22 protein-coding genes and 3 tRNA genes are annotated in these 26,651 nt (G+C 71.3%); 12 read left to right on the top strand and 13 right to left on the bottom strand.

Annotated features, from left to right (window positions below; translation table 11 throughout):
* Positions 1-116: 116 nt before the first annotated feature.
* Positions 117-971 (bottom strand): Rieske 2Fe-2S domain-containing protein, encoded by an 855-nt coding sequence (locus tag O7634_RS10325; RefSeq protein WP_278149906.1) that lies wholly within the window; start codon positions 969-971, stop codon positions 117-119.
* A gap of 218 nt (positions 972-1,189) precedes the next feature.
* Here O7634_RS10325 and O7634_RS10320 point away from each other — a divergent pair, with 218 nt between their 5' ends.
* Positions 1,190-1,990 (top strand): crotonase/enoyl-CoA hydratase family protein, encoded by an 801-nt coding sequence (locus tag O7634_RS10320; RefSeq protein ID WP_278149905.1) that lies wholly within the window; start codon positions 1,190-1,192, stop codon positions 1,988-1,990.
* A gap of 1 nt (position 1,991) precedes the next feature.
* On the opposite strand, the gene O7634_RS10315 is transcribed toward O7634_RS10320, so the two are convergent.
* The 7 genes from O7634_RS10315 to O7634_RS10285 form a co-directional block, all read right to left on the bottom strand.
* Positions 1,992-5,684, bottom strand: coding sequence for a discoidin domain-containing protein (locus O7634_RS10315; protein WP_278149904.1), 3,693 nt, complete (start codon positions 5,682-5,684; stop codon positions 1,992-1,994).
* A 146-nt stretch (positions 5,685-5,830) separates the two neighbouring features.
* Positions 5,831-7,483, bottom strand: coding sequence for a glycoside hydrolase family 13 protein (locus O7634_RS10310; protein ID WP_278149903.1), 1,653 nt, complete (start codon positions 7,481-7,483; stop codon positions 5,831-5,833).
* Positions 7,484-7,577: 94 nt separating this feature from the next.
* Positions 7,578-8,465: a carbohydrate ABC transporter permease gene (locus O7634_RS10305; RefSeq protein WP_278149902.1), complete on the bottom strand. Its 888-nt coding sequence runs from the start codon at positions 8,463-8,465 to the stop codon at positions 7,578-7,580.
* 12 nt (positions 8,466-8,477) lie between these two features.
* Positions 8,478-9,338 (bottom strand): sugar ABC transporter permease, encoded by an 861-nt coding sequence (locus O7634_RS10300; RefSeq protein ID WP_278153931.1) that lies wholly within the window; start codon positions 9,336-9,338, stop codon positions 8,478-8,480.
* Positions 9,339-9,520: 182 nt separating this feature from the next.
* Positions 9,521-10,900, bottom strand: coding sequence for an extracellular solute-binding protein (locus O7634_RS10295; RefSeq protein WP_278149901.1), 1,380 nt, complete (start codon positions 10,898-10,900; stop codon positions 9,521-9,523).
* Between the two features lie 340 nt (positions 10,901-11,240).
* Positions 11,241-12,245, bottom strand: coding sequence for a LacI family DNA-binding transcriptional regulator (locus O7634_RS10290; protein WP_278149900.1), 1,005 nt, complete (start codon positions 12,243-12,245; stop codon positions 11,241-11,243).
* A gap of 82 nt (positions 12,246-12,327) precedes the next feature.
* Entirely contained in the window at positions 12,328-13,800 is a 1,473-nt protein-coding gene (locus tag O7634_RS10285; RefSeq protein ID WP_278149899.1) for an FAD-dependent oxidoreductase, read from the bottom strand.
* A gap of 90 nt (positions 13,801-13,890) precedes the next feature.
* Between O7634_RS10285 and O7634_RS10280 the strand changes: the two genes are divergently transcribed.
* Positions 13,891-14,967 carry a serine hydrolase domain-containing protein gene (locus O7634_RS10280; protein WP_278149898.1) on the top strand — a complete coding sequence of 359 codons (1,077 nt, stop codon included), beginning with the start codon at positions 13,891-13,893 and terminating at the stop codon, positions 14,965-14,967.
* A 9-nt stretch (positions 14,968-14,976) separates the two neighbouring features.
* Here the strand turns inward: O7634_RS10280 and O7634_RS10275 are convergent, their stop codons facing one another.
* Together O7634_RS10275 and O7634_RS10270 are read right to left on the bottom strand one after the other, a co-directional pair.
* A complete protein-coding gene (locus O7634_RS10275; protein WP_278149897.1) occupies positions 14,977-16,302 on the bottom strand; it encodes a deoxyribodipyrimidine photo-lyase in 1,326 nt (441 codons plus the stop codon).
* Positions 16,299-17,222, bottom strand: coding sequence for a phytoene/squalene synthase family protein (locus tag O7634_RS10270; protein WP_278149896.1), 924 nt, complete (start codon positions 17,220-17,222; stop codon positions 16,299-16,301). Before O7634_RS10270 ends, O7634_RS10275 begins: the two co-directional genes overlap by 4 nt.
* Before the next feature lie 64 nt (positions 17,223-17,286).
* Between O7634_RS10270 and O7634_RS10265 the strand changes: the two genes are divergently transcribed.
* The 8 genes from O7634_RS10265 (at position 17,287) to O7634_RS10230 (ending at position 22,841) form a co-directional block, all read left to right on the top strand.
* Positions 17,287-18,429, top strand: coding sequence for a polyprenyl synthetase family protein (locus tag O7634_RS10265; RefSeq protein WP_278149895.1), 1,143 nt, complete (start codon positions 17,287-17,289; stop codon positions 18,427-18,429).
* A gap of 28 nt (positions 18,430-18,457) precedes the next feature.
* Positions 18,458-19,939, top strand: coding sequence for a phytoene desaturase family protein (crtI, locus tag O7634_RS10260; RefSeq protein ID WP_278149894.1), 1,482 nt, complete (start codon positions 18,458-18,460; stop codon positions 19,937-19,939).
* Positions 19,936-20,544, top strand: a complete 609-nt coding sequence (gene idi, locus O7634_RS10255; protein ID WP_278149893.1) for an isopentenyl-diphosphate Delta-isomerase — start codon at positions 19,936-19,938, stop codon at positions 20,542-20,544. The genes crtI and idi overlap by 4 nt, the downstream gene beginning before the upstream one ends.
* Positions 20,534-21,478, top strand: coding sequence for a MerR family transcriptional regulator (locus O7634_RS10250; protein WP_278153930.1), 945 nt, complete (start codon positions 20,534-20,536; stop codon positions 21,476-21,478). Before idi ends, O7634_RS10250 begins: the two co-directional genes overlap by 11 nt.
* A gap of 75 nt (positions 21,479-21,553) precedes the next feature.
* Positions 21,554-22,336: a polysaccharide deacetylase family protein gene (locus O7634_RS10245; protein ID WP_278149892.1), complete on the top strand. Its 783-nt coding sequence runs from the start codon at positions 21,554-21,556 to the stop codon at positions 22,334-22,336.
* Between the two features lie 154 nt (positions 22,337-22,490).
* Positions 22,491-22,563: transfer RNA gene (locus O7634_RS10240), tRNA-Glu, on the top strand.
* 31 nt (positions 22,564-22,594) lie between these two features.
* A tRNA-Asp gene (locus O7634_RS10235) sits at positions 22,595-22,668 on the top strand.
* 99 nt (positions 22,669-22,767) lie between these two features.
* Positions 22,768-22,841 (top strand) — tRNA-Phe (locus O7634_RS10230).
* Between the two features lie 250 nt (positions 22,842-23,091).
* Here the strand turns inward: O7634_RS10230 and O7634_RS10225 are convergent.
* Positions 23,092-24,159 carry a hypothetical protein gene (locus O7634_RS10225; RefSeq protein WP_278149891.1) on the bottom strand — a complete coding sequence of 356 codons (1,068 nt, stop codon included), beginning with the start codon at positions 24,157-24,159 and terminating at the stop codon, positions 23,092-23,094.
* Between the two features lie 166 nt (positions 24,160-24,325).
* On the opposite strand from O7634_RS10225, the gene O7634_RS10220 reads away from it, so the two are divergent.
* The gene (locus O7634_RS10220) at positions 24,326-24,850 is read left to right on the top strand and encodes an SRPBCC family protein (protein ID WP_278149890.1); all 525 of its coding nucleotides are present in this window, start codon (positions 24,326-24,328) and stop codon (positions 24,848-24,850) included.
* Between the two features lie 57 nt (positions 24,851-24,907).
* Here O7634_RS10220 and O7634_RS10215 read toward each other — a convergent pair whose 3' ends face one another.
* Positions 24,908-25,615: a DUF2786 domain-containing protein gene (locus O7634_RS10215; protein WP_278153929.1), complete on the bottom strand. Its 708-nt coding sequence runs from the start codon at positions 25,613-25,615 to the stop codon at positions 24,908-24,910.
* Positions 25,616-25,732: 117 nt separating this feature from the next.
* Between O7634_RS10215 and O7634_RS10210 the strand changes: the two genes are divergently transcribed.
* Positions 25,733-26,173 carry a hypothetical protein gene (locus O7634_RS10210; protein WP_278149889.1) on the top strand — a complete coding sequence of 147 codons (441 nt, stop codon included), beginning with the start codon at positions 25,733-25,735 and terminating at the stop codon, positions 26,171-26,173.
* Between the two features lie 55 nt (positions 26,174-26,228).
* Here the strand turns inward: O7634_RS10210 and O7634_RS10205 are convergent, their stop codons facing one another.
* Positions 26,229-26,618, bottom strand: coding sequence for a hypothetical protein (locus O7634_RS10205; RefSeq protein WP_278149888.1), 390 nt, complete (start codon positions 26,616-26,618; stop codon positions 26,229-26,231).
* Positions 26,619-26,651: the final 33 nt, after the last annotated feature.

Here is a 26,651-nt window from a genome sequence, read left to right as displayed (position 1 = left end):
CCGACGGACCACCGATCGGCCGCCACCGGCGCACCTAGGGGGAGAGCGACATACCTGTGAGTCATATTCATGACTCACAGGTATGTGCATCGAGAGCAATACGGCCGCCTTGCCGGTCAGGGCAGGCGGGTCTGGAGCACGCCGTTCTCCACCCTGGTGGGCAGGATCTGCTGGTCGTTGCCGGACGGCCCCTGCACCACCTCGCCGCCGTTGAGCCGGAACGCGCTGCCGTGCCAGGGGCAGACCACGCAGGCGTGGCCGTCGATCTCCTGCACCTCACCCTCGCCGAGCGGCCCACTCTGGTGCGGGCAGCGCTCCAGCATCACCGTCACCTCGTCACCGTGCCGGTAGAGGATCACCGAGACGTCGTCGTCCACCTCGCGGGTGATCAGGGTGCGTTGCGGCAGGGTCGCCATGTCCCCCAGCGAGTGCCAGCCGTCGCTCATCCGGTGCAGCTCGGAGATGCTCTGGTTGACCTGCGCCCCCTGCTTGTACGCGAGATGCCCCCCGATGTAGGCGCCGAGGCTCACCGTGGAGAGCCCCAGGAAGCCGAGCGCACGGCCCATCCCGGTGCGGCCGGACAGCCGGGCGGCCAGCGAGCCGGCGTAGAACACCAGCCCGACGCTGTTGGCGGCGGCGTGCACCAGGCCGACCCGGCGCTGGTCCCGGGAGAGCGCCGCCCAGTCGTTGAGCCCGGCGACCGCCGCCGGCAGAGCGCTGACGGTGCCTAGGCCGACAAGCACCGTGGCGGGCTTGCGTTGGCCCGGCATCAGGTCCAGCACGGCAGCGCTGATCCACGCGCCGACCGGCACCTGCACCATTGCCGGGTGCAGCGGATGCCCGATGCTCACCCCGTGCAGTAGGTCGCGCAGCCGCCGCGGGCGCAGCGCGCCCAGGACGACACGCTGCAACCGGTCACCCGTCCGATCCAGCCGGGAATCCTGCTCAACTCGCGTCAGAAGCTCTCGCACAACTACCGACTTCCCGGCAACGAACGCCGCAAACCGACCTCCCACGACAAACCCACCCCACGGGCCCCGAGACCCACCCCACCCTCTTCGCCGATCTTGCAGTTCGCGATGTCCCAATAATGGAGATAAGCCGCGAAACAACGACCGAAAGTCCAAGATCGACGGGGGTGTTGGGGCGCGGGATTGTGGGGGTGGGGTGGGGTGGGCATGCTGGGGCGGTGAGTGTGCGGGTGGAGCGTCGCGGGGCCGTCACCACTGTTGTGCTCGATCGGGCACAGGCTCGGAACGCCGTGGACGGGCCGACGGCTCGGGCGCTGGCGGACGCCTTCCGGGCCTTCGAGGCCGACTCCGAGGCTGCGGTGGCGGTGCTCTGGGGTGCCGGTGGCACGTTCTGCGCCGGTGCCGACCTCAAGGCGATCGGCACGCCGAGCGGCAACCGGGTCGAGCCGGAGGGGGACGGCCCGATGGGTCCGACCCGGATGGCGCTCAGCAAGCCGGTGATCGCGGCGATCTCCGGGTACGCCGTGGCGGGCGGGCTCGAACTGGCGCTCTGGTGTGACCTGCGGGTCGCCGAGTCCGACGCCACGCTCGGGGTGTTCTGCCGTCGCTGGGGAGTGCCGCTGATCGACGGTGGCACCGTCCGGCTGCCCCGCTTGATCGGCGAGAGTCGGGCGATGGACCTGATCCTCACCGGCCGCCCGGTGCCGGCCGACGAGGCGTACGCGATGGGTTTGGTCAATCGGGTCGTGCCGCCCGGCCAGGCGCGGGCCGCGGCCGAGGAGTTGGCGGCGACGATCGCCCGACATCCGCAGACCTGCCTGCGCAACGACCGGGCTGCGGTGCTGGCCGGCGCGGGACGGCCGGAGGCGGAGGCGCTGGCGACCGAGTTGGCGTACGGGATGGACTCGCTGGCGGCGGACGCGCTGGCCGGCGCGGCCCGGTTCGCGGCGGGTGAGGGGCGGCACGGCGCGACGCCGCCGGGAGGGGTGAGCCCCCCGACGGCGTCGGCTACCGGGTGAATCAGTTGCGGTTGATGGTGAAGGTCGTCGTCGTGTTGCGAATGTCCTGGTAGTTGTTGGTCAGCCGCAGGTTGTTGAAGGTGACCGAACCGACCGCCGGACCCTGACCGGGTTCCGGCATCTCGTTCGCCCAGATCGCGTAGCCGGACTTCGCGTCGTAGGCGTCACCGCTCTTGCGCACGCCGCTGATCGAGACGTTGGTGAAGACCGTGTCGGTGATCGGGTTCTCCGGCTGCGACCCGGTGTACTTGGTCTGGAACATGATGCCGGTGTACGTCGGGTCGACGATGTCCACGTCGGACACCCGGATGCCGCGGAACTCCTTCGACGCGGAGAACACCCAGATCGCGGGGAATGTCTGGGAGCCCCAGAAGTGTCCACCCGCTCTGACGATCGAGATGTTCTGGAACTGGGTCGGTGGGCTGGAGCCGAAGCCGACGAACGGATAACCGAAGTCCAGCGAGCTGATGGTGATCCCGGAGTACGTCAACATGTCCGCGATGTACAGGTTGCGGAAGATGTTGTTGTAGCCGCCGTAGACCGCCACCCCGGCCGCCCGCCAGGTCAGCGTGGCCGAGAGGTTCTCGAACACGTTGCCGTTGTTGCCGACCGACGCGCCCTGGTCGGTGGCCGAGAAGAGGGCGAACGCGTCGTCGCCGTTCGACCGGCCCTCGGAGTTGGTGACCAGGTTGTTGGTACTGCCGTTGGTCAGGTTCACGGCGTCGGCGAAGGTGTTCCGGAAGCGGCTGTCGCGGATGGTCAACCCGCTGACGCTCACCCCCCAGTACGCGCAGACGGTGTGCTCGACCCAGACGCTGTCGAGCGTCATGTTGTCGACGTCCTTCAACTCACCCCAGACCTTGCCCGGCCCGTCGATGCGGTTGGTGTAGTTGCCGAAGAAGGCCAGGTGCGAGAAGGTCGACCCGCTGGCCGAGGACTCCACCCGGAAGCCCGCGTCGGTGTTCTGCTGGCCGGTCGGCGTCTGGAAGCGGGTGTACCACATACCCGCGCCCGTGACGGTCACCGGCTTCCCGTACACCTGGAACTTCTGCGCGGTCTCGTAGGTGCCGGCCGGCAGGTAGACGCCCACCAGGTTGCCGGTGGTGTCCATCCGGACCGCGTCGAGCGCGTTCTGGACGTCCTGGTGGCTGAAGCCGCTCGGCACCCGGTAGCGGGAGGGGTCCGGGTTCGCCCGTGGCGCGACCAGCTCCAGGTTGACGAAGTCGATCGCGTACGTGGTGGTGTTGGCCGGGTCCTTCTGCAAACGGATCCTGCTGCCGGCCGGGATCGTCGAGTTCAGCATGACGTTCGCCTCGTCGTACAGGTGGCGAGGCGGGCCCGCGCTCGGCGAGTCGCTGGGGCTGGCCTCCGCGCCGTAGAGCCAGATGTGCTTGGAGGTCAGGTTGATCGGCTTGTGCAGGGCGCCGTTGACGTAGATGTTGAGCGTCGAGTCGATGCCGCCGCCGCCCGGCGCGTCGGGGATCGAGAAGCGGGTGACCAGGGTGTTGGTCGCCGCCCGGGTGGTCCACTCGACGTACGCGCCGGTGCTGTTCAGGGTGACCGCCCGACGGCCGGACGCCTCGCCGCCCAGGTTGCCGATCTCCCGGTTCGGGCCGACCTGCCCGGCGCCGCCGCCGGTCGTGCCGTCCTCGGCCTCGTACATGTCGTAGCCCAGGTTGGCGCCGCGACCCACGAAGAGCGGCCGGTCGGTGGTGTTGTTGGTCTGCTTCACCGGCAACTCGTTGCCGTCCGCGGCGAGCACCACCCGGACGGTGTACTTGCCGTTCGCAGCGGTCCAGGTGCCCAGGTTGACCGGGCCGACCGTCGCGCCGGCGTTGATCACACCGGAGTACGAGCCGGTCAGGGTACGCACGGCGGTGCCGGACTCGTTGAGCACCGTCAGCGTGATGCCGTGCGCGCCGGACGCGGACGCCTGGTTGCCGGCGTTGCGGATCGACACGGAGAAGCTGACGGTGCTGCCCGGCGGCGGGTTGCCCGGCGACCAGTCGACGGCCGAGGCGACCAGGTCGGAGCTGGCGACAGCGCCGACCACCAGCGGGCTGGGGTTGGTGTAGCTGTTGTTGGTGTCGTCCTGCTCGACGACGGTGTTCGACTCGTCGACCTTCGCGCTGAGCGGGTAGCTACCCGAGTCCCGGGTGCCGATGCTGGCGCTGACCGTCGTCGACGCGCCGGCCGCGAGGCCGCCTACCGACGCGGTGCCGACCCGGGTGGAGCCCAGGTAGAAGTTGACGTTCGTCGCGCCGGAGGCCGCCGAACCCGCGTTGCGGACCGTCGCGGAGAGCGTGATGGCGCTGGTCTCCACCGGCGCGGACGGGCTGAACGACATGCCGGTGACGGTCAGGTCCGGGTTTGGCGCGGGGGTGCCGAAGACCTGGAACTCGGCCACCTGCCCGGCCGGCGCGCCGGTGTTCGAGGCGATCGAGAGCCGTACGTCGGCAGCCGAGCCGGAGACCGGGATGGTCACCGTGTTGCCGCTGCCCGGGTTGAAGGTGTAGTTCGCCGCGCCGACCAGCGTGGTGAAGCTCGACGAGCCCTGGTCCCGGCCGAGCACGGTGATGTTCTGGGTACGCGTGCCCCACGCCGAGTCCGGGTTGAGCTTCAGCACGACCTGGCTGAGGGTGGCGTTCGCGCCGAGCTGCACGGTCAGCGTGCTCGGGTTGCCGTTGCCCTCCCAGTAGGTGGCCACGTTGTTGTCGTTCGCGTTGGTGGCGACGAACGTGTGCACGTACCCGGAGGCGGTGATCGGCTTGCCGATCGCCAGGTTGCTGCCGGTCGGCGGGTTGCCGGTGCCGGTGCGGGTCACCGTGTTGCTGTTCGCCGACTGGTTGCCGGCCGCGTCCTTGGCCCGAACGTGGTACGAGACGGTGGCGCTGTCCGCCTGGCTGTCGGTGTACGCGAGCGTCGAGCCGTTGACGCTGCCGCGCAGAGCCCCGTTGGCGTAGATGTCGTACCCGGTGACGCCGACGTTGTCGGTCGACGCCGACCAGGTGAGCCGGATCTGCCCGCTGGCCGGCTGGGTGTAGGCCAGGTTGCCGGGGACGCTCGGGGCCTGGGTGTCCGGGCTGCCGGTGGCGCCGTACACCTCGACCTCGGAGAACTGCGCGGCCGGCCAGCCGGTGTTGCCGGTGACCTGCAACCGTACGTAGCGGGTGCTGGTGGCGGTGAAGGTGACGGTGGCGGTGTTGCCGCTGCTCGGGTTGAAGGTGTAGCCGGCGGACGCCTTCAGCGTGCTGAACGACGAGCCGTTCGTCGAGCCGAGCACCGTCAGCGTCTGGGTGCGGGTCTGCCAGTCCGACGAGGGCGGCAGCTTCAGCACCACCCGGTCCACACTGACCGTCGCGCCCAGGTCCGCCTGGATCCACTGCGGGAACGCGTTGTTGGCGCTCTCCCAGTAGGTCGACGCGTTGCCGTCGTTGGCGTTGCCGGCCACGTAGTTCTGGTTGTAACTGCTCGCGGTCATTGTGGCGGAGAGCCCGGCGAGCATGGCCACCCGCGCGGCGGCCGCTGACGCGTCGGCGGCCGGCGCCGCGCTCGCCGCGGGGATGACGACCGGGGCGGTGGCGAGGAGCGCGCCGGCGAGCACTCCGGCGAGGAGCCGTCGGTGCCCCGTGCGGGGGACGGGATGGGGCGCGCCGGTCGGCGGCGTGCCTCGTCTGGTGCCGTTACTGGACATGGGGTCGCTACACCTCTTTCGGGGGTGGGTGTGGATGCGTTGCCCGGTGCCGGGTGCGGGGGGCACACCCGTTCGTCCGCGACCTACCTCCTCCTCTCCTGGTTGGCGTGGTGCCGGCGGCGGGACGGACCGCCGGCACCACGCGATCACTGTCGGGTGGCGCCGGGTCCGTCCGCCGATTCGGGGGTACGCAGCCAGACCGCGGTGTCCGACGGCAGCAGACCCTCGTCGAGTGGTCCGCTGGCCAGCAGCAGCTCTCCGTCGACAGGCAGCGGCACCGACGCGTCGGTGAGGTTGACCAGGCAGTGGAAACCACCGCCGCGACTGAAGGCGAGCACGCCCTCCGGGGCGGGCAGCCAGCTCATCTCGCCGTCGCCGAGCGCCGGGTCGGAGCGTCGGATCTGGATCGCCGCCCGGTACAGCTCCAGCATCGAGGCGGGGTCGCCGGTCTGGGCGCTGACCGTCCGGTCCTTCCAGTCGGCGGGTTGGGGCAGCCAGGGCGTTGCCGTGCCGCGCGGGCTGAACTCGAACGGCGGCTCGTCGCCGCCCCAGGGCAGCGGTACGCGGCAGCCGTCCCGACCGGGGTCGATCCGCCCGGAGCGCTCCCACATCGGGTCCTGACGCAGCGCGTACGGGATGTCCTCGACCTCCCAGAGCCCCAGCTCCTCGCCCTGGTAGACGTAGGCCGCGCCGGGCAGCGACAGCGACAGCAGCGCGGCGGCCCGGGCCCGGCGGGTGCCCAGCTCCAGGTCGGTGGGGATCCCCTCGCGCTTGGCGGCGAAGCTGAACCTGGTGTCCGCCCGGCCGTAGCGGGTGACGTGTCGGGTGACGTCGTGGTTGGAGAGCACCCAGGTGGCCGGCGCGTTGACCGGCGCGTGCGCGTTGAGCGTCCCGTCGATGCTCTCGCGCAGCGCCGCGGCGTCCCAGGCGCAGCCGAGGAAGTCGAAGTTGAACGCGGCGTGCAGCTCGTCCGCACGCAGGTAGTTGGCGAACCGCTGCCGGTCCGGCAACCACACCTCACCGATCAGCGCCCGGTCCGGGTACTCGTCGGCGACCCGCCGCCAGCCCCGGTAGATGTCGTGCACACCGTCGAGGTCGTGGAAGGGGTGCGGCTCGTCGGGGCGTACCTCGGGCAGGGTGGCGTCCTTGACCAGCAGACCGGCCGAGTCGATCCGGATGCCGTCCACCCCCCTGTCGAACCAGAACCGCAGGATGTCCTCGAACTCGGCGCGCACCCTCGGGTGCTCCCAGTTGAAGTCCGGCTGCTGCGGGGCGAACAGGTGCAGGTACCAGTCGCCGGGGGTGCCGTCCGGGTTGGTGGTCCGGGTCCAGGTTTCGCCGCCGAACTCGCCGACCCAGTCGGTCGGCCGCTGGTCACCGTTCGGGCCCCGGCCGGGGCGGAACCAGAACAGGTCCCGCTCGGGCGCGCCGGGCCCACCGGCGAGTGCGGCCTGGAACCACGGGTGCGCGTCCGAGCAGTGGTTCGGCACCACGTCGACGATGGTCCGGATGCCCAGGTCGTGCGCCTCGGCGATCAACGCCTCCACCTCGCCGAGCGAGCCGAAGACCGGGTCGATGTCGCGGTAGTCGGACACGTCGTAGCCGGCGTCCGCCATCGGCGAGGGGTACCAGGGGCTGAACCAGATCGCGTCGACGCCGAGCGCGGACAGGTGGTTCAGCCGGGACCGGATGCCGGCGACGTCGCCGATGCCGTCGCCGTTGCCGTCCGCGAAGCTCCGCGGATACACCTGGTAGATAACCGCTCCACGCCACCACGGACTGCTGTCTGCTGTGGACACGAGCACCTGCTTTCTGGGTCAGTACGTCGGCGGGTTCGCCGGCCTGGGTGTGTCGGGCGAACCCTGTTGTTCGCCTCGGGACGTGCGCTGGCGGCTACCCCTTGAGGCTGCCGGTGGTGAGCCCGGACATGATGTTCCGCTGGAAGATCAGGAAGATGATGACCGTCGGGATCGCGGCGATGACCGACGCGGCGATGACCACGTTCATCGGCGTACCACCGGCGAAGGCGTAGATGCCGACGCTCACCGTCCGGGTCTCGGGCGACGGCATGACCAGCTTCGGCCAGAGGAAGTCCTTCCAGACCGCCGTCACCGCGAAGATCGAGACCACCCCGAGGATGGGACGCGACAGCGGCAGGATGATGGACCACAGGGTGCGCAGCGCCGACGCCCCGTCCATCAGGGCGGCCGCCATCAGCTCCTCGGGGATCGAGTCGAAGAACCGCTTCAACAGGAAGATGTTGAACGCGTTGGCGACCAGCGGCAGCCAGATGGCGAACGGCGAGTCGAGCAGGTTGAGGTGCAGGATCGGCAGGTCGATCACCGTCACGTACTGCGGGACGATCAGCACCATCGCCGGGATCATCAGCGTGGCGAGCATCAGGCTGAGGATGACGTTGCCGAAGATCGGCCGCAGCTTCGACATCGAGTACGCGGCGGCGGTGTCGAACACGAGTTGGAAGAGCACCGCGCCGGCCGCGTAGTAGAACGTGTTGAACAGCAGTTTCGCCAGGTCCAGGTTGTTCCACGCGTCGATGTAGTTCTGCGGCTGCGGGTCGTTGGGGAACAGCGTCGGTGGGGTCTGCGCGATCTCCTGGCCGGACTTCAGCGCGCCGGTCACCATCCAGTAGAGCGGCCCGAGGAAGACCAGGGTGAAACCCACGACGACGACGGTGAGCAGCGTCCAGTAGAGGAACCTGCCCCGCCCACGGCGGAGCTGCGCGTGAGAGATGAGGGTCCGGGTGCCGGAGTCCTGTGCCATGTCCCGCCCGTCCTAGTCCTGTTTCGCGCTCAGCCGCAGGTAGGCGGCGGAGAAGCCGGCCAACACCACGAGCATGATCACGCCGAGCGCCGCAGCGCCGTTGAGGTCGTTCTGGAAGAAGCCGTGCTGGTAGATGAGGTACGCGACGGACGTCGCGGAATCCTCAGCGCCCGCGCCGTTGGCGAGGATCAGTGGCTCGATGAAGAGCTGCATGGTGGCGACGATCTGGATCATCGCCAGGAGCGCGAGGATCAGCCGGGTCTGCGGGATCGTCACGTGCCGGATCCGCTTCCAGATCCCGGCGCCGTCGAGTTCGGCCGCCTCGTACAGCTCGCCGGGGATGTTCTGCAGCGAGGCGAGGTAGATCAGCACCGCGCCGCCCATGTTCATCCAGGTCGAGGCCAGCACCATCGCCGGCATGGTCATGTCGGGCGACTGCATCCACTGCGAGGTGGGCAGGTGCAGCGCCTTCAGCACCGCGTTGAACAGACCCGCCTCGCTCGGGTCGTACGCGTAGAACTTGAACAGGTAGAGCGCCGAGGCCGGCGGCAGCATCACCGGCAGGTAGACCAGGATGCGCAGGTATCCCTTGGCGTGCCGGAACTCGTTGAGCAGGATCGCGACGAAGAACGGCACCGCGTACCCGAGCAGGAGCGCGAGCAGGGTGAAGTAGATGGTGTTCTGCCAGGCCGGCCAGAAGCTCGGGTCGGCCAGGATGCGGGAGTAGTTGTCCCAGCCCACCCAGGTCGTCTCACCGCGCCGGGTGCGCTGGAAGCTCATCACGATGCCACGGACCATCGGGTACCAGGAGAAGACGACGAAGCAGAGCACCGCCCCGATGAGGAACGCGTGACCGGTGAGGTTGTCGCGCACCTTGCGGCCGAGGCTCGTACGCTGCGGCCTCGCGGCGTACGGCGACGGTGGGCGGCCCGTTTTCCTGCTGGTCTTCGGGGTGAGGATGACCGTCACGGCAACTCCTGGGTGAGCGGGTGGGGTCGAGGTGCGGTGCGGTTGGCGTGGGGGCCGGGTCGGCGTCCCGGCCCCCACCCGCTCGGTCAGCTCTCGGCGGCGAGGAGCTGGTTGACCTTGTCCTCGGCGGTCTTGAGCAGCGCGTCGATGTTCGAGTTCGGGTTGGTCAGCACCCCGGACATCGCGGCGTCGAGGACCGCGTAGATGGCCTGGGCGTTGCGCGGCTCACCCTTGATCGGCACCGGGGTCGCCTCGAAGAGCGCGAAGTTGGCGGTGTCCAGGTTCGCGTTGGCCTTGCGCAGCTCCAATTCCTGCTTCTGCGCGTCGCTGCCGTTGGCGAAGAGCAGCGGCTGCGGCAGACCCACCGGGTAGTTCTGCGGCTTGGCCCGGACGTAGTCGAACTGGCCCTTGCCCGGGGTCAGCTTCTGGTACGCGATCCACTTCAGACCGGCCTTGACCTGCTCCGGGGTGAGGTCCTTCTTGAAGAAGTAGCCCTCGCCGCCGCCGAGCGTGCCCTTCGCCGGCCCGTCCTGGCCGGGCAGCGGGCTCATCGCCCAGTCCTGGAACTTGCCCTGGAACTGGCTGACGATCGCCTGGGTGGCGTCCGGCGCGCCGATGAACATGCCGACCTTGTTGGCGCCGGCGTTCGTGAGCAGGTCACCCCACTGCAGCAGTTGGCGGGAGCCCATGCTGTTGTCGCCGTACCGCATGTCCTTGAGGTTCTGCAGGACCTGCTTGCCCATGGCGTTGTTGAAGTCGGCCTTCTTGCCGTCGGCCGTGAGCACCTGGCCGCCCTGCGAGTAGAGCAGCGAGGTGAAGTGCCAGCCGCCGGTGTTGCCGGCGCTGTACTCCGAGTAGCCGGCGATGCCGTTGCCGAGCGCGGAGATCTTCTTGGCGGCGGCCCGGACGTCCGCCCAGGTCTTCGGCGGGTTGTTCACGTCCAGCCCGGCCTGCTGGAACAGCACCTTGTTGTAGACCAGCCCCATCGAGTAGTTCTTCACCGGTACGGCGTAGAGCTTGCCGTTGTCGGTGAAGACCTCCTTGAGCGCCGGGTCGACGCTGTCCCAGGTCGGGATGGTGTCCTTGGTGGCGTACTGGGTGATGTCCATCGCCTGGCCGGAGTCGAGCACCTGCTGCAGGTCGGTCATGTACCCGTAGAAGACGTCGGTGACGGTGCCCCCGGCGAGCCGGGCGGTGAAGTCCGGCGGGTTGTTGCACTGCTCGCCGACGCTGACGCTCTTGATGATGATGTCCGGGTTCTGCTTCTGGAACTCGGCGACGTCGTCGTTCCAGTTCTTCAGCAGCTCCTTCTGGGCGCCGACCGGCTGGCAGTCGACGGTGATGGTCACCTTGCCGCCGGCGCTGGCGCCCTTGTCGTCGCTCTTCGTGGAGCACGCCGTGAGGCTGAGCCCCAGGCCGGCCACGAGCGCGACCGCCGCAGCCTTTCGATATTGCGGTACGGACATCTGTCCATCCCTTCGGGAACGGGTGTCTCCAGTGACCTTCGCTGATTCGTGGTGATACGACCTGACGCCCAGTAGCTACGTCGGAGCCAGGTGTGAGTGGAGTCACTGTAACGACGTCGACTCATTTCGGCAAGGTGTCGACGGTGTTCCGAAAGGACACGACGCGATGACGACAGATTATGGCAAGCCTGTGAAAGTAGCCGGATTTACGGGACTTGCGCCGCTTTTGCCAGCTCATTCGACCGCATCGATGTCGTCCCCATCGCGCAACACGACAGGGGCCGTCGACCGCGCGATGCGGTCGACGGCCCCAGGTGTCGTCGTGGTGGGGTGGGGGCGGTCAGCGCCCGGGAGCGGGAGCGGTGGACCCCCGGACCACAAGCTCGGGCTCGAACAGCAGCTCGTCCTGCAACACGCCGGCACCCTCGATCTGGGTGACCAGCAGATCCACGGCGGCCTGCCCCATCGTCTCGATGGGCTGCCGCACCGTCGTCAGCGGCGGGTCGGTGCAGGTCATGAACGCCGAGTCGTCGAAGCCCACCACCGACACGTCGGCGGGCACCGCGCGACCCAGCCGCCGGACCGCGCGGATCGTGCCCAACGCGAGGACGTCGCTGGCGCAGATGATGCCGGTGACGCCACGCTCGAGGAGCTTCGTCGCGGCGACCCGCGCCCCCTCCATGGAGAAGCTGGACCGCTCGACACACTCGGCGTCGGCGTCACCCCAACCCGCGGCCCGGACCATCGCGTCCAGCTTGCGCCGGGACGGCACGTGCCCCTCCGGGCCGAGCACCATCCCGATCCGCTCGTGCCCGAGCGAGCGCAGATGCCCGTACGCCTGCTCCACCGCCACCGCGTCGTCGGTGGAGACGCGCGGGAAGCCCAGCTCGTCCACGCCAGCGTTGACGAGCACCACCGGAAGCCCCCGGTCGGTCAGGCGGCGGTAGTGGTCGTGCCGCGCGTCGGCGAGCGCGTACGAACCACCGGCGAAGATCACTCCGGAGACCTGGTGGTCGAGGAGCATCTCCACGTAGTCCATCTCGGACACGCCGCCGATGGTGCGGGCGCAGAGGGCCGGGGTGTAACCGCGCTGGGCGAGCGTGCCGGTGACGACCTCGGCCAGCGCCGGGAAGATCGGGTTCTGCAACTCGGGCAGCACCAGCCCGACCAGCCGGGCCCGCTCGCCCCGCAGCTTGGTCGGCCGCTCGTAACCGAGCACGTCCAGCGCGGTCAGCACGGCGGTCCGGGTCGCCTCGGACACCCCGTCGCGGCCGTTGAGCACCCGGCTGACGGTGGCCTCGCTGACGCCCGCCTTCTTGGCAACTTCAGTCAACCGCTTGGTCACGGCCGCAATCGTACGTCACGGTTATGAAAGAAATGAACAGCAGAATGTCCTACGTTTGCTGTCCAGTTGCCATGTCGGAGCGTCAGGAGAGGTCGCGCAGGGCGTCGCCGATGGCCCGGTGGAAGGTCGGGTACGCGTAGATCATGTGTCGGAGCTGGCTCAGCGGCACCGCCGCGTGCACGGCCACCACCAGCGCGGAGAGCACCTCGCCGCCGGCAGGGCCGACCGAGGTCGCGCCGATCAGCACGCCCTGGTCGGCGTCCGCGACGAGCTTGATGAAGCCGTCGTCGCCGACCCGGTGGATCCAGCCTCTGGTGGAGGTGCCGAGCTTCGTGAAGCCCACCTGCACGTTGATGCCGCGTTCGCGGGCCTGCTCCTCGGTGAGCCCGACCGCGCCGACCTCGGGGTCGGTGAAGGTCACCCGGGGCAGCGCGCGGTAGTCGGCGCGCGGGACCGTGCCGGCCGACCCGCTCGACCCGCTGGCGGCCAACGCGCTGGACGCGCCCATCGCGCCGCCCACCACGCTGGCGGTGCCGCTGGCGTCCGCACCGGCCTTCGCCTGGCGGGCACGGGCCAGGATGTCGGCGATCACGATGCCCGCCTGGTACATGGCGATGTGGGTGAACGCGCCCTCACCGGTCAGGTCGCCGACCGCCCAGACGTGCTCGGTGACGTGCAGCCGGTCGTCCACCGGCAGGTAACGCTGACTGGCGTCCAGCCCGATCGTGTCCAGACCCAGCTCGGCCAGGTGCGCCTTACGCCCGGTCACCACGAGCAGCCGCTCGGCGGTGAACTCGGCGCCGCCACCGCGCAGTGTGAAGCGACCGCCGTCGTGCTCGACACGCTCGGCGCGTACCCCGGTGTGGATCTCCACGCCGTCGGCGCGCAGCGCGGCGGCGGCGACCTCGGACGCCTCCGGCTCCTCGACGGCCAGCACCCGGTCCAGCGCCTCGATCACCGTGACCCGGACCCCGAAGCGGGCGAAGACCTGGGCCAGCTCCAGACCGATCGCGCCGCCGCCGAGCACCAGCAGCGACTCCGGCAGTTCCTCGACCTCGATCGCCTGGTGGTTCGTCCAGTACGGGGTGTCGGCCAGGCCGTCGATCGGCGGCACCGACGGGCGGGTGCCGGTGCCCAGCACGACCCCGTACCGGGCCTCGAACACCTGGTCGCCGACGCGGACCCGGCGCGGACCGTCGAGCCGGCCGCTGCCCCGCACGAGCCGGCCACCCTTACCGATGAACCGCTCCGCCGCCACCGTGTCGTCCCAGGTGTCGGTGGCCTCCTCACGGATGCGCTTCGCCACCGGCGCCCAGTCCGGCTGGACCTGCGCCGTGCCGGCGAGCCCGTCCACCCGGCGGGCCTCGGCGACAGCGTTGGCCGCCCTGATCATCATCTTGCTCGGGATGCAGCCCCAGTAGGGGCACTCCCCGCCGACCAGGTTCCGTTCGACGCCGACGACGCTCAGGCCGGCCTCGGCGAGCCGTTCGGCCACCTCCTCGCCGCCGACCCCGAGCCCCACCACGACCACATCCACCAGCTCCGGCTCTGCCACAGCACCAGCATCCCCCAGTCGCCCCGGCCCGATAACCCGGGTCGGCGGAAAAGTCGCCGCGCTCACCGGCCGGGCGCCTACCGTGGCCGGATGCGCGCACGCTTCGACCTGGTCCGGGACTGCTTCCACGACCTGCTCACCGCCGGCCGGGAGACCGGCGCCAGCCTGACCATCTGGTACGACGGGCAGCCGGTGGTGGACCTGGTCGGTGGTTCGCGCACCGGCGGCGGGCCGGGTGGCGCGGCCTGGCGGCCGGACACGCTCGTGAACGTCTACTCGGTCGGCAAGCCGGTCGCCGCGCTCTGCCTGCTGCTGCTCGTCGACCGGGGAGCCGTCGACCTCGATGCCCGGGTGGACCGGTACTGGCCGGAGTTCCGCACGCCGGCCACAGTGCGTCAGGTGTTGTCGCACACCGCCGGGCTGCCCGCCTTCCCGGTGCCCCGGCCGGCCACCGCCGTCGCCGACTGGGCGCTGCTCACCGGCGACCTGGCCGCCGCCGACCCCGAGTGGCCGCCGGGCTCGGTCGCCGCCGAACACGCCTGGACGTACGGGCACCTGGTGGGTGAGCTGGTCCGCCGCGTGGACGGGCGGTCGGTGGGCCGGTTCCTGGCCGAGGAGATCACTGACCGGTGGCACCTCGACCTCGCCTTCGGGCTCGACGAGGCGGCCCAGCGGCGCTGCGCGGACCTGCGGTACGGCGACGCACGGTGGCCGGACCGGAAGCTCGGCGAGCCGGGCTCACTGCGGGCGCGGGCGCTGGGCAACCCGGCCGGGGGCCTGGACCCGGCAGTGGTCAACAGCCCGCTGTGGCGGGGCGCGGAGATGCCCGCCGTCAACCTGCACGCCACCGCGTCCAGCCTGGCCCGCCTCTACGCGGGTCTGCTGGCCGGTGGCGTCCTGGACGGCGTCCGGCTGTTCAGCGGGGAGTTGGTGGCCGAGGCGACCCGGGTCCAGTACGACGGGCCGGACCTGCTGCTGGACCGCCCGGTCCGGTGGACGTTGGGCATGCAAATGGAGCCGGACGACAGCTGGGGCATGGGCGGCATCGGCGGCAGCAGCGCCTGGGCGGACCCGGAACGTGGCTACGCCTTCGCGTACACCACTGCCCACCTCGCCGAACACGACCGGGTCGACGAGCTGGTCGAGGCGCTGCACTCGGTGCTCTGACGGAGTCGGTCAGCGCAGCCAGACGGGATCGGCGCCGGGGACGGAGAGCGGCGGCGGGTAGTCGAGCGCGTTGCGGATCTGGTCGGGCAGTCGCCACGGCTGGTGCACGGCCTTGCCCCGCACACCCGCCAGCTCCGGCACCCAGCGGCGTACGTAGTCGCCGTCCGGGTCGTACCGCTCGGCCTGCCGCACCGGGTTGAACCCCCGGTACGGCTTGGTGTCGTTGCCGGTGCCGGCGACCCACTGCCAGTTGCCGGAGTTGTTGGCCACGTCCCCGTCGAGCAGCCACCGGAAGAACACCGCCACCCCGGCCCGCCAGTCCTGCCCGAGGTGCTTCGTCAGATAGCCGGCGGTGATCAGCCGGGCGCGGTTGTGCATCCAGCCCTGCGCCCGTAGCTGCCGCATCCCGGCGTCCACGATCGGCGTCCCGGTGCGTCCCTCGGCCCACGCCGACAGCGCGTCGTCGTCGTACCGCCACTGCTCGGTGGCGCCCCGGCGGTACGCGGCGGTCGAGATGTCCGGAAAGGCGGCGGTGACCTGGTAGTAGAAGTCCCGCCAGCAGATCTGCCTGACGAACGGGCCGGAGCGGTCGCCGGCCCGGTTGGCCACCGCCAGCGGCGAGAGACAACCGAAGCGCAGGTACGGGCTGAGCCGGGAGGTGTCGTCGCCGGCCATGTCGTCGTGCTGATCGTCGTACCGGTCCAGGTCGGGCAGCCAGTCGGAGAGTCGCTGCCGGGCCACCCGCTCCCCGCCGACCGCCGCGTCGGGCGAGTCGCCGGCCGGCAGCGCCGGCAGCCGACCGACGCGGACACCGTCGGGCAGCGTGACGCGGTCCGGCGGGGCCAGCTCCTCGCGCCACCGGTGGGCGGCCCAGGCCCTGTGGTACGGGCTGAACACCCGGTAGTGGTCACCGCCGCCACCGGGACGCAGCGTGCCCGGCTCGACCACCGTCAGCCCGGGGAAGAGACGCAGGTGCAGCCGGTGTCGCTCGCACTCGGCACGCAGCCGTCGCTCCCGCCGGCGGGCGTAGTGGCTCACGTCGGCGGAGAGCGCCACCCCGCTGGCACCGACCTCGCCGGCCAGCCGGATCGTCTCGGCGACCGGGTCGCCCTGCCGGACCACCAGGTCACCGCCGCGCTCGCGCAGTTCGGCGCGCAGCTCGGCGAGGGCCTGGTGCAGGAAGCGGGTGCGGTTGGCCGAGAGGTCGGCCAGGGCCGGGTCGAGCACGTACAGCGGCACCACCCGGTCGAAGGCCGCACAGGTGGTGGCCAGCGCCGGGTGGTCGTGCACCCGCAGGTCGCGGGTGAGCAGCACGATCGCCGTGCTCCCGGTCACCGGTCCTCCGGGTGGACCGTCGGCCCGGGGATGACGACAGGGGTGCCGGTCGAGCTGAGCAGGGCCCGCGCGGCGACCGCCATCCGTCGGCGCTGCGGCACCAGGGCCCGCCGGACGAAGACGTCGTAGTCCTGCGCGGCCACCTCGTCGAGGATGCCGCCGTACAGCGCGTACGCGGTGCGCATGCAGGCCTGCGAGGCGGGGGCCAGCATGGTGATGCCCGGCGCGGCGGCGGCGTAGTGCGCCTGGGCGCGCGTCACCTCGTACTCGATCAGCTCGCGAAGCCGGGGCGTGCCGTGACCTCGCGTGCGGGCCTCGACCAGGTCGTCGCGGGTGACGCCGAACTTCGCCAGGTCCTCGTCCGGCAGATAGGTGCGGCCCCGGTCCAGGTCCTCGGCGACGTCCCGGATGAAGTTGGTGAGCTGGAAGGCGAAGCCGAGCTGTCGGGCCGGCTCCCGGGCCGCCGCCGGGTCGGAGCTGCCCAGGATGGGCAGCATCATCGTGCCGATGACCGCCGCCGACCCCTCCATGTAGTCGAGCAGGTGGTCGTAGGTGGGGTACGAGGTCACCGTCAGGTCCATCGCCATGCTCTTCAGAAACGACGCAAAGTCGTCCCGGTCGAGATCGAAGACGGCGATCGTGTGCAGGACTGCCGGCAGCAGCGGGTCGTCGACCGACGCGCCGTGCAGACCGGCCAGGAACTTGCTGGCCCAGTCGTCCAGGCGGGCGGCCCGCTCGGCCGGCGGCAGGTCCTCGGTGCGGTCGACGATCTCGTCCGCGTAGCGGGTGAACCCGTAGAGGGCGTGCACATGCCGGCGTTTCCAAGCGGGGAGCAGCCGGGTGGCGAGATAGTAGGTGCGCCCATGTCGTTTGTGCAGCTCACGGCACCGGTCATAGGCAGCGGCGAGATCAGTTTCCACCGGCCCTCCTCAATTATCGACGCACCAATCGACGCAACTCGTAGCCTAGGGTACGCTCACTCGCATGGCCAACGACGCAGTTGCGGGTAATGCGACCCGCGTGGCGCCGGCAGGGCCGGGGGACGGGGACGATCCGGTCCGCGCCGTTCTGGCCGCGTACACCCACGACCTGATCACCGCCGTCGACGAGACGCTGACCACCTTCCTCACCGCCGAGGTCGACTCGCTCACCGCGATCGACGCGTCGATGGGTAGCTTCGCCGCCACCGCCCGTGACACCGTGCTGGCCGGCGGCAAGCGCATCCGCTCCACGTTCGCCTACTGGGGCTGGCGCGGAGCGGTCGGCGGCACCGCCGACCTGCCTCCGGTGCTGCCTGCGCTGGCCGCGCTGGAACTGCTGCACACGTTCGCGCTCGTGCACGACGACGTGATGGACGCCTCCACCACCCGGCGGGGACGACCGACCGCGCACATCGCCCTCGCCGAGCACCACATCGCCGCCGGCCACCGCGGCGACCCCGGTCGCTTCGGCGAGGCCGTGGCGGTGCTCATCGGTGACCTGTGCATGGTCTGGGCCGACCAACTGCTGGCGCACGCCACGGTGCCGTCGACGCGACTGTTCGAGGTCCGCCGCTGCTACGACCAGATGCGGGTGGAGACGGTCGCCGGCCAATATCTCGACGTGCTCGGGGAGAACGACCCGGCCAACTGGTCGGTCGACCGGGCGCTGCGGGTGGCCCGCTACAAGACCGCGAGCTACACCGTCCAGCGGCCACTCCTGTTCGGCGCCTGCCTGGCCGGGGTGCCCGCCGACGACCCGCTGGTGTCCGCGTACACCCGCTACGGCCTCGCGGTCGGCGAAGCGTTCCAACTCCGTGACGACCTGCTCGGCGTCTACGGCGACCCCGCCGCCACCGGCAAGCCGGCGGGTGACGATCTCCGCGCCGGCAAGCCGACCACGCTGCTCATGCTGGCCCGTGAGCTGGCCACACCGGCTCAGCTCGGCGCGTTGGAGCGTGCCACCGACCTGCCGGTCGACCGGCTCGCCGAGGTGGTCACCGAGACCGGCGCGGTGGCCCGGGTGGAGCAGATGATCACCGAGCGGGTGGGCGACGCGCTCGACGCGCTCGACGCCGCACCAGTGGACCAGACGGCGCGGACCGCGCTGACCGGTCTGGCCAGCGCCGCCGCGAACCGGCGGGCCTGATGAGCGACTTCTTCGAGGAGGTGGTCCCGTGCGGACGGTGACCGGACGGACAGACCGGGTGGTGGTCGTCGGGGCCGGGCTGGGCGGGCTCGCCTGCGCGTTGCACCTGGCGGGCAGCGGCCGACAGGTGACGCTGCTGGAACGCGAGTCGGTGCCCGGCGGCCGAGCGGGCCGCCTCGGCGTGGACGGCTACGAGTTCGACACCGGCCCGACGGTGCTCACCATGCCCGACCTGATCGCCGAGGCGCTCGGCGCGGTCGGGGAGGAGCTGCGCGACTGGCTCGACCTGACGCCGCTCGACCCCGCCTACCGGGCGTACTACCCGGACGGGTCGACGCTCGACGTGCTCACCGACACCACCCGGATGGCGGCGGAGATCTCCCGGGTCTGCGGGCCGCGCGAGGCGGACGGCTACCTGCGCTTCGTCGACTACGCGCGGGAGCTGTGGCGCCTGGAGCGGGCCGACTTCATCGAGCGCAACCTCGACGCGCCGACCGACCTGATCACCGGCAACCTGCTCAAGCTGCTCGCCGGGGGCGCCTTCCGTCGGCTCCAGACGAAGATCAACCAGTTCTTCCGGGACCCGCGTACCCAGCGGATCTTCTCCTTCCAGGCCATGTACGCCGGCCTGGCCCCACACGACGCGCTGGCCATCTACGCGGTCATCACGTACCTCGACTCGGTGGCCGGGGTCTACTTCCCGCGCGGCGGCATCCACGCGGTCTCCCGGGCGATGGCCGGCGCGGCCGAGAAGCACGGCGTCCGCATCCGCTACGACACCACGGTGACCCGGGTGGAGACCGCCAACGGCCGGGCCACCGGCGTGCTCACCGCCGACGGTGACCTGGTGCCGGCGGACGTGGTGGTGCTCAACCCCGACCTGCCGATCGCCTACCGGGACCTGCTCCCCGCCGCACCGAAACGACGGCTCACCTACTCGCCGTCCTGCGTCGTCCTGCACGTCGGCTCGCGGCAGGCATACTCGAAGATCGCCCATCACAACATCCACATCGGACGGGCGTGGAAGGGCACCTTCGACGAGGTCATCCGGCGGGGCGAGTTGATGACCGATCCGTCGCTGCTGGTGACGAACCCGAGCCGGACCGACCCGACGGTCGCCCCGCCGGACCGGCACACCTACTACGTGCTCGCCCCGGTGCCCAACCTGCACCGGGCCCCGTTCGAGTGGCGCGGCGACCTGACCCAGCGCTACACCGACCAGTTGATCGGCACCCTGGAGGAGCGCGGCTACGTCGGCTTCGGCGCGGGGGTCGAGGTGCTCCAGGCGATCACTCCCGCCGAGTGGGAGGAGCAGGGCATGGCCGCCGGCACCCCGTTCGCCGCCGCCCACACCCTCTTCCAGACCGGCCCGTTCCGCCCGTCGAACCTGCACCGCGACCTGTCGAACGTGGTGTTCGTGGGCTCGGGGACCCAGCCCGGCGTCGGCGTGCCGATGGTGCTGATCTCCGGCAAGCTCGCCGCCAACCGGGTCACCGGGGAAGGCCGATGAGCAGCCGCGAGGACCACCTCGTCGAGTTGGTCGACGAGACCGGCGCGGCGCACGGCCAAACGACGGTCGCCACCGCGCACCAGCCACCGGGGCAACTGCACCGGGCCTTCTCGGTGCTGCTCGTCGACCCGGACGGCCAGGTCCTGCTCCAGCGTCGAGCCGCCGTCAAGACCCGGTTCCCGCTGCGTTGGGCCAACTCGTGCTGCGGTCATCCCCGGCCCGGCGAATCGCTCGCCGAGGCCGCCAACCGACGGCTCCGTGAGGAGTTGGGGGCCGGCCCGGTCGAGCTGACAGAGGTCGGCGTCTACACCTACTATGCCGAGGACCCGGCGACCGGTCGCGTCGAGTTCGAGTACGACCACGTGCTGCGGGGGGAGTTCCTGCCCTCCGCCCCACTGCTGCCGGACCCGGGCGAGGTGGCCGAGCTGCGCTGGGCGGACCCCGCCGCGCTGGAGGCCGAGTTGGACCGGGACCCCCGATCGTACGCGCCCTGGCTGGCCGGAGTGGTCGGCCGGTTGCTGCGCCCCAGCAGCTTCCCGACGGCGGCGACGACCACCCCCGGTTCCCCGGCGGATGACGCAGCGGAGCGGTCGGGTGGTCGATGAGGCGCTGAGCGCGGGCGCGGTGGCCCGTCGCCTCGGGGTCGCGGTGACGACCCTGCGCACCTGGCACCAGCGTTACGGGCTCGGACCGAGCGAGCACATCCCCGGTCACCACCGCCGCTACACCCCCAGCGACCTGGCCCGCCTCGAGATCATGCGGCGACTCACCGCCGAAGGGGTGAGCCCCGCCGAGGCGGCACGGTGGGCTCGCCAGGCACCGGACCCGACGCCGACGGGCACTGTCGGCCCGACCCGACCGCACCCGGCCGGTCGCGACGGCGGTGGTGCCATCCCGGTCGGCCGCGCCGGGCCGGCGGCACGCGGGCTGGCCCGGGCCGCCATGCGGTTGGACGCGGCGACGATCAGCGAGACGATCGCGCACGCGCTGGCCTCCGGCGGGGTCATCGCGACCTGGGAGAACCTGCTGCGCCCGGTGCTCGCCGGCATCGGCGAACGGCACGCCGCCACCGCCGGGCTGATCGAGGTGGAGCACCTGGTGTCCCGCTGCGTCTCGGAGGCCCTCACCGCTGCCGCTCGGGCCACCCTCCCCACCGGGCCGGCCCGAATCCTGCTCTCCTGCGCCGACGAGGAACAGCACACGCTGCCGCTCGAGGCGTTGGCCGCGGCTCTCGCGGAGGCCGGGGTCAGCTACCGGATGCTCGGCGCCCGGGTGCCGGTCGCGGCGCTCGTCGAGGCGGTCACCCGGACCGGGCCGGCCGCCGTGGTGCTGTGGTCGCACACCCGGGCGACAGCCGATCCGGTCCAGCTCAGCGCGCTGCTCGCCGTGCCCCGACGGCCGCTGCTGGTGCTCGCCGCGGGTCCCGGGTGGCGCGCCGACACACTCCCCGCCGGAGTGGTACGGCCGGTCGATCTTGCCGAGGCGGTGTCGCTTTCCGTCGCCGTCCGAGACTCCCTGGACCAGTCGGGGCGTGACTGATCGCACTGTCGCCGGCCGCCGGCGTGAACTACCGTCGGGCGGGTCCGCCTACCCCGACCCTCCGGGAGCAAGCAGATGCAAGCCCGCGCCGCCCTGGCGTCCGTCCTCGCCGTGGCGCTGATCTTGTCTGGCTGCGCTCGACCACACCACACCATCGCCCCCGCCGGCGCAGCACAGCCGGAGCGGTCGACAGCGCCAGCCACCCCGTCCCCACACCCCACAGTCAAGAAGCCGGCCAAGCCGCCGCTGCGGCCGTTGCCGGCCAAGCTCCCCGCCGGCCTGGGGCGCAACACCGGCGTACGCCCGGTGGCCCTGACGTTCGACGACGGACCCAACCCGGCCTGGACACCCAAGGTGCTCGACCAGCTCAAGGCCGCCAAGGTGACCGCCACGTTCTGCGTCGTCGGTCGTGAGGCGCAACGCCATCCGGAACTGATCCGGCGGATCGTCCGGGAGGGACACCAGCTCTGCAACCACAGCTGGCGACACGACCTCGACCTCGCCCGCCGTCCGGTCGCCGAGATCCGGTCCGACCTGGCCCGCACCAACAAGGCCATCCAGACCGCCGTACCGGGCGCGAAGGTGCCGTTCTACCGGCAGCCGGGCGGCCGGTGGACGGCGGAGGTGCTGGGCGTGGCCAAGGAACTCGGCATGCGTCCACTGCACTGGTCGGTCGACCCGCAGGACTGGGACAAGCCGAGCGCGGCGACGATCGGCAAGCGCATCCACGCCGCCACCCGCCCCGGAGGCATCGTGCTGCTGCACGACGGGGGCGGAAACCGGGCCGCGACCCTCGCCGCCTGCCCCAAGGTGATCGCCGACCTGAAGAAGCGCTTCGGCATCACCCGACTCCGCTAGAAGCGCCCGGACCTGGGGTTATGCCGCGATCACGCCCCCTGCGGATACCGATTTTGTCGACCGACGGAGCATCACGTATGCTTTCGAAGCCTCCGGCGGGGCCGGATGGGAGCAAGTCCGCTTGAAGTTGCGAGTGTGCAATGATGGCGGGGCCGCCCTCATCGTCTAGCGGCCCAGGACGCCGCCCTTTCAAGGCGGTAGCACGGGTTCGAATCCCGTTGGGGGCACGACCGGCGCAAGCCGGAGCAACACAAGCTAGGTCCTGTGGAGCAGTTGGAGTGCTCGCCGCCCTGTCAAGGCGGAGGTCGCGGGTTCAAGTCCCGTCAGGACCGCAGCGCTGACGCCGCGCCCCGCGCGGCGTTCTGCGTATCGGAGCAGGTAGCCCTGCCACCGGTTCGTCCGGTTGCCGGGTAGCATGAGCCGAGCAACACGGCCAGGTAGCTCAGTTGGTACGAGCGTCCGACTGAAAATCGGAAGGTCGGCGGTTCGACCCCGCCCCTGGCCACATAGCCTTTCGCCGGGCTACAGAGATCCCCACCAGCGGATTCGCAGGTGGGGATCTTGCTGTTCCCGGCACCGGTCGGCGTTCGGTGCGGGCGCGGTGTGATCCACCCTACTTTCCTGAGGTCGTGGCCTCTCGGCGCCCGCGATACCCGGCGTTCAAGGAAGTCGGGGCCTTCCGGCGCCCGCGATACCCCGCGTTCGAGGAACACGAGTCGACCAAGCCCTTCCGGGCGAGCCTCACGGCGGGCAGGTCAGTGGTCGGGGCGGTCCGGCGGGCGGTGCTGCCCCAGGTTGTGTTGGATCGCCTCCCACACGCTGCGTCCGGCCTGACGCAGCGTCTCCCCCGCCTGCTCGGCGAACTGGGCAGCGCTCTGCGCGGCCGCCTGGGCCACCCCCGGCAGACCACCATCCCCGTCAGCGGAGGGCGCCGGACCGGGCGGCGCGGGTTGGCCGGACCGGTCACCGGCCACACCGGCCGCCGACGACCCCGCCTGCCCCTCCGGCCGCCGGTCGGCCCCAGGCGGCCGCTCCCCGCGATCCGACTCCTCGGCGTTCCGGCCTGCTCCTGGCGCTGGCTCCAAGGGAGCCTTCGCCTCGCGCCGTTGTCCCCCCGGGCGCGGCGGCCCCGATCCCCCACCGGCCTGGCCCGGTCCACCGCCGGGCCTACCTGCACCGCCAGACTGACCCGGACCACCGCCAGACTGGCCCGGTCCGCCCACGCGGGGCCCGGACTCCCCGCCCTGCGGCCCGGGTCCTCCGGCATGCGGCCCCGGTCCCTCGCCGGGCTGCCCGGGTCCACCGCCCGGCTTCGGACCGGCGGGGGTGGGACCGGTGCGTACCGGTCCCGGTCGGCCCCGGTCGGCGCCGGCCTGCCGCCCCGACTCTCCGGGTAGGACGTCGGGGCGCTCGGCCGACGCCCTGATCTCGGCGGCTCCGGCGGCCAACTGCTGGGTGCTGCGGTTCACGTCGTCGATGGCGGTGCCCGCCGTACGCGCCAGCGCGTCGATGACCTGCGGGTTGTTGTCGAGTGTGTCGAGGGCTCGCCCCAGGATCCTGGTCAACTGCTCCAGCCGGACCCGCAGTTGCGCCTCGGCCTGCACCTCGTTGACGTCGAGTTCGCAGCCGCTCAGGTGCACCCGTACGCCGGCGTCGACCTGGAGCAGATTGGCGACCCGGGCCCGTAGCGACAGGTCGGCGTCCAGGCCGTCGACCGCGAGCCGGATCGAGTCGACGGACACCCGGGGGATGTCGAGCAGGACGTCCGGGTCCGTGCTGTCGACGTCCCGGCCCGGTTCTCGTTGCCGCGCGCTGTCAGTCATGCTCTCCCGCCCCGCCGCACACCGGTCCGGATCGTCCGGGCCGTCCGGCGCGGTTACCCGCTTTCCGGCGGGCCATCCCGGGCGTGCTGACCCCGCGACCCGCTGTCCGGAACCGGGCACCGTGCGAAGCTGCACACCCGGGCATCAGCCGGTATGGTCCGGGCCTATGGGACAGGAAATGACTGATCCGGCCGAGTTCCGGCAGGACGTCGACCGCTTCTCCCTGCGGTGCGGTCTCCTCGTCCCGGGCTCGGCCGAGCACGCGTTCGCGGTCTTCACCGCGTCGCTGACCGAGTGGTGGGTCATCGAATACACCTGGTCCGGCCCGGACGCCCTCGTCGAGCTGGGCATGGAGCCGCGCGCCGGAGGCATGCTCTACGAGATCGGCCCGTACGGCTTCCGTGCCGACTGGGGGCGGGTGCTCACCTGGGACCCACCGCGCCGACTGGTCTTCGTCTGGCAGATCGGCCCCGACCGGGCTCCGGTGCCGGACCCGGCCCGCGCCAGCGAGGTCGAGGTGTTGTTTCATCCCGAAGGGCCGGAGCGCACCCGGGTCGAGTTGGAGCACCGGCACTTCGACAGGCACGGCGAGGCCGCCGAGGGCTACCGCAAGGCGCTCACCGCAGGGTGGCACGAGTTGCTGACCCGGTACGTCGCCACCGTGTCCCGCCACCCCACCACCTCCGCCTGACGCACCGGCTGCGCCGTCGAGCGCGGCCACCTCCCCGCCACGGCGCGCCCGGCCGGATCAGCGGCTGAGGCGTCGTTCAGCGACGCCGCCCGCGTCTACACCCCGACCGCCCAGGTGCGCGCGTCGACCCGCCTCCGCCCCCGAGTCGAAGCCGGTGCCGGCCAGCCTGCGCGGGGGCGCTGTGCGCAGCCGTGGGTACTCCTCGGTGAGCCGGCGCTGCACCCGGTCGGACCGGTCCGCCAGCACCAGGGCCATCGAGGTCGTGCCGGACTCGCTTGCCGCCACCCTCTCGGCCGCCCAGAGCCGGCCGCCGATGACCTCCGCGAAACCGGCCAGCCAGGACCGGCGAAAGGCTGCGGGGTGGTCGTCCGGGGGCACCTCGGTTGCGGCCAGACCGTGCGCCGCCTGCACGAGCAGCGAGGTGAAGAGCAGGTCGACCCGTTCCAGGTCGCTGGCGAAGCCGAACAGGTGCACGGTGAAGCCGTTGCCCTGCCGGCGGCGAACGCAGCGGCAGCGCAGCGGCTCGGCCACGGCGGCGAGCAGGCCGACCTTGTCGCGGGCGTACGGGGCGACGACGTCCAGCACCCGGTCGCCGACCGGGTCGGTCGTCGGGTCCTGGACGGCGAGCAGCGCCCGGTCCACGCCGTAGCGGGCGATCAACTCGGTCGCCTTGGCGGTGAACGCGGCCGACTCGGCCGGCGTGCAGGCCGGGTCCTCGGCCTGGGCCAGCAGCTTACGGACCTTGCTGAGCATGGCCTCGGACATGCTCAAAGAGCTATCACACGGGCCGGACACCGACAGCGCATTCATCGATCCGTATCATCGTCACGATTGATGATCAGTCCAACACGGATGGTCAGCCAACCGTCTCTGGAGGCACCTATGCCATCTCCGGCCGCCCGCCTGTTCGCCGTCGCCACGGCCACCACGCTGCTGTTCGCCGGCACGCCCGCCCAGGCGACCGGGACCGCACCCGACACACCGGCCAACTCCGCGACGAACATCTTCGCCCCGCTCGCCACCTGTTACGGCGGGGCGGTGCGCTCGTACTTCGCAACCGGCCGCTACGGCGGCTCGGCCGGGGAGTACCGCACCACGACCCGCTGTCGGGACATCAACGTCCGCAACGCCAGCGTGTACGCCACCGAGGCGTGCGTGATCTTCGTCGACAAGACGAGCGCCTGCAACTACTGGACCTACCTCCCGGCCAACTCGGGCTGGATCACCGTGGCGACGAACGTCCGGGACGGGGTGGACTTCCGGGTCCGCTTCGAGAACCTGCGCTACGAGTACGAGCCACTGGTCGCGTACCACGCGTTCTGAGCGGCCCGCGCGGTCGCGGCGTCCGCCCTGACGGACGCCGCGACCCGGCTGCCGGTCAGTCGGCCCGACTCCGCAGGGTGGCGATCGTCGAGCCGGCGAGGGTGAGCAGGCAGTCGGGGAGCTGACCGTCGGCCGCCGCAGCGCCGAACAGCGCCTCCCCGGTCGGTTGGTCCTGGTTGGCGCACGCGCTGACGAAGCGGGCCACCCACCGGGTGTCGTAGGCGGCCTGCTCGATCCCCGGAAAGTCCAGCGCCGCCCCGCTCGCCGCCGGCACGTCACCGAGCATCGTCGCGGCCAGGCACCAGGCGACCCCGTACGCTCCGCTCAGGCCGGCCCGGTCGACGACCGCGTCGAACGCTCCCACCACCGCTTCCCCATCGCCGGCCAACGCCGAGCGGAGCACGGCGGCCGCATCGTCGAACGTCTGCTGTGGTAGATCCGTCACGCAGCGCACAGTAGGACGGGGCGTCAAGGCTCC

The organism is Micromonospora sp. WMMD1120, assembly GCF_029626235.1.
Classification (GTDB): domain Bacteria; phylum Actinomycetota; class Actinomycetes; order Mycobacteriales; family Micromonosporaceae; genus Micromonospora.
This window is presented reverse-complemented; position numbering and strand designations above follow the sequence as displayed.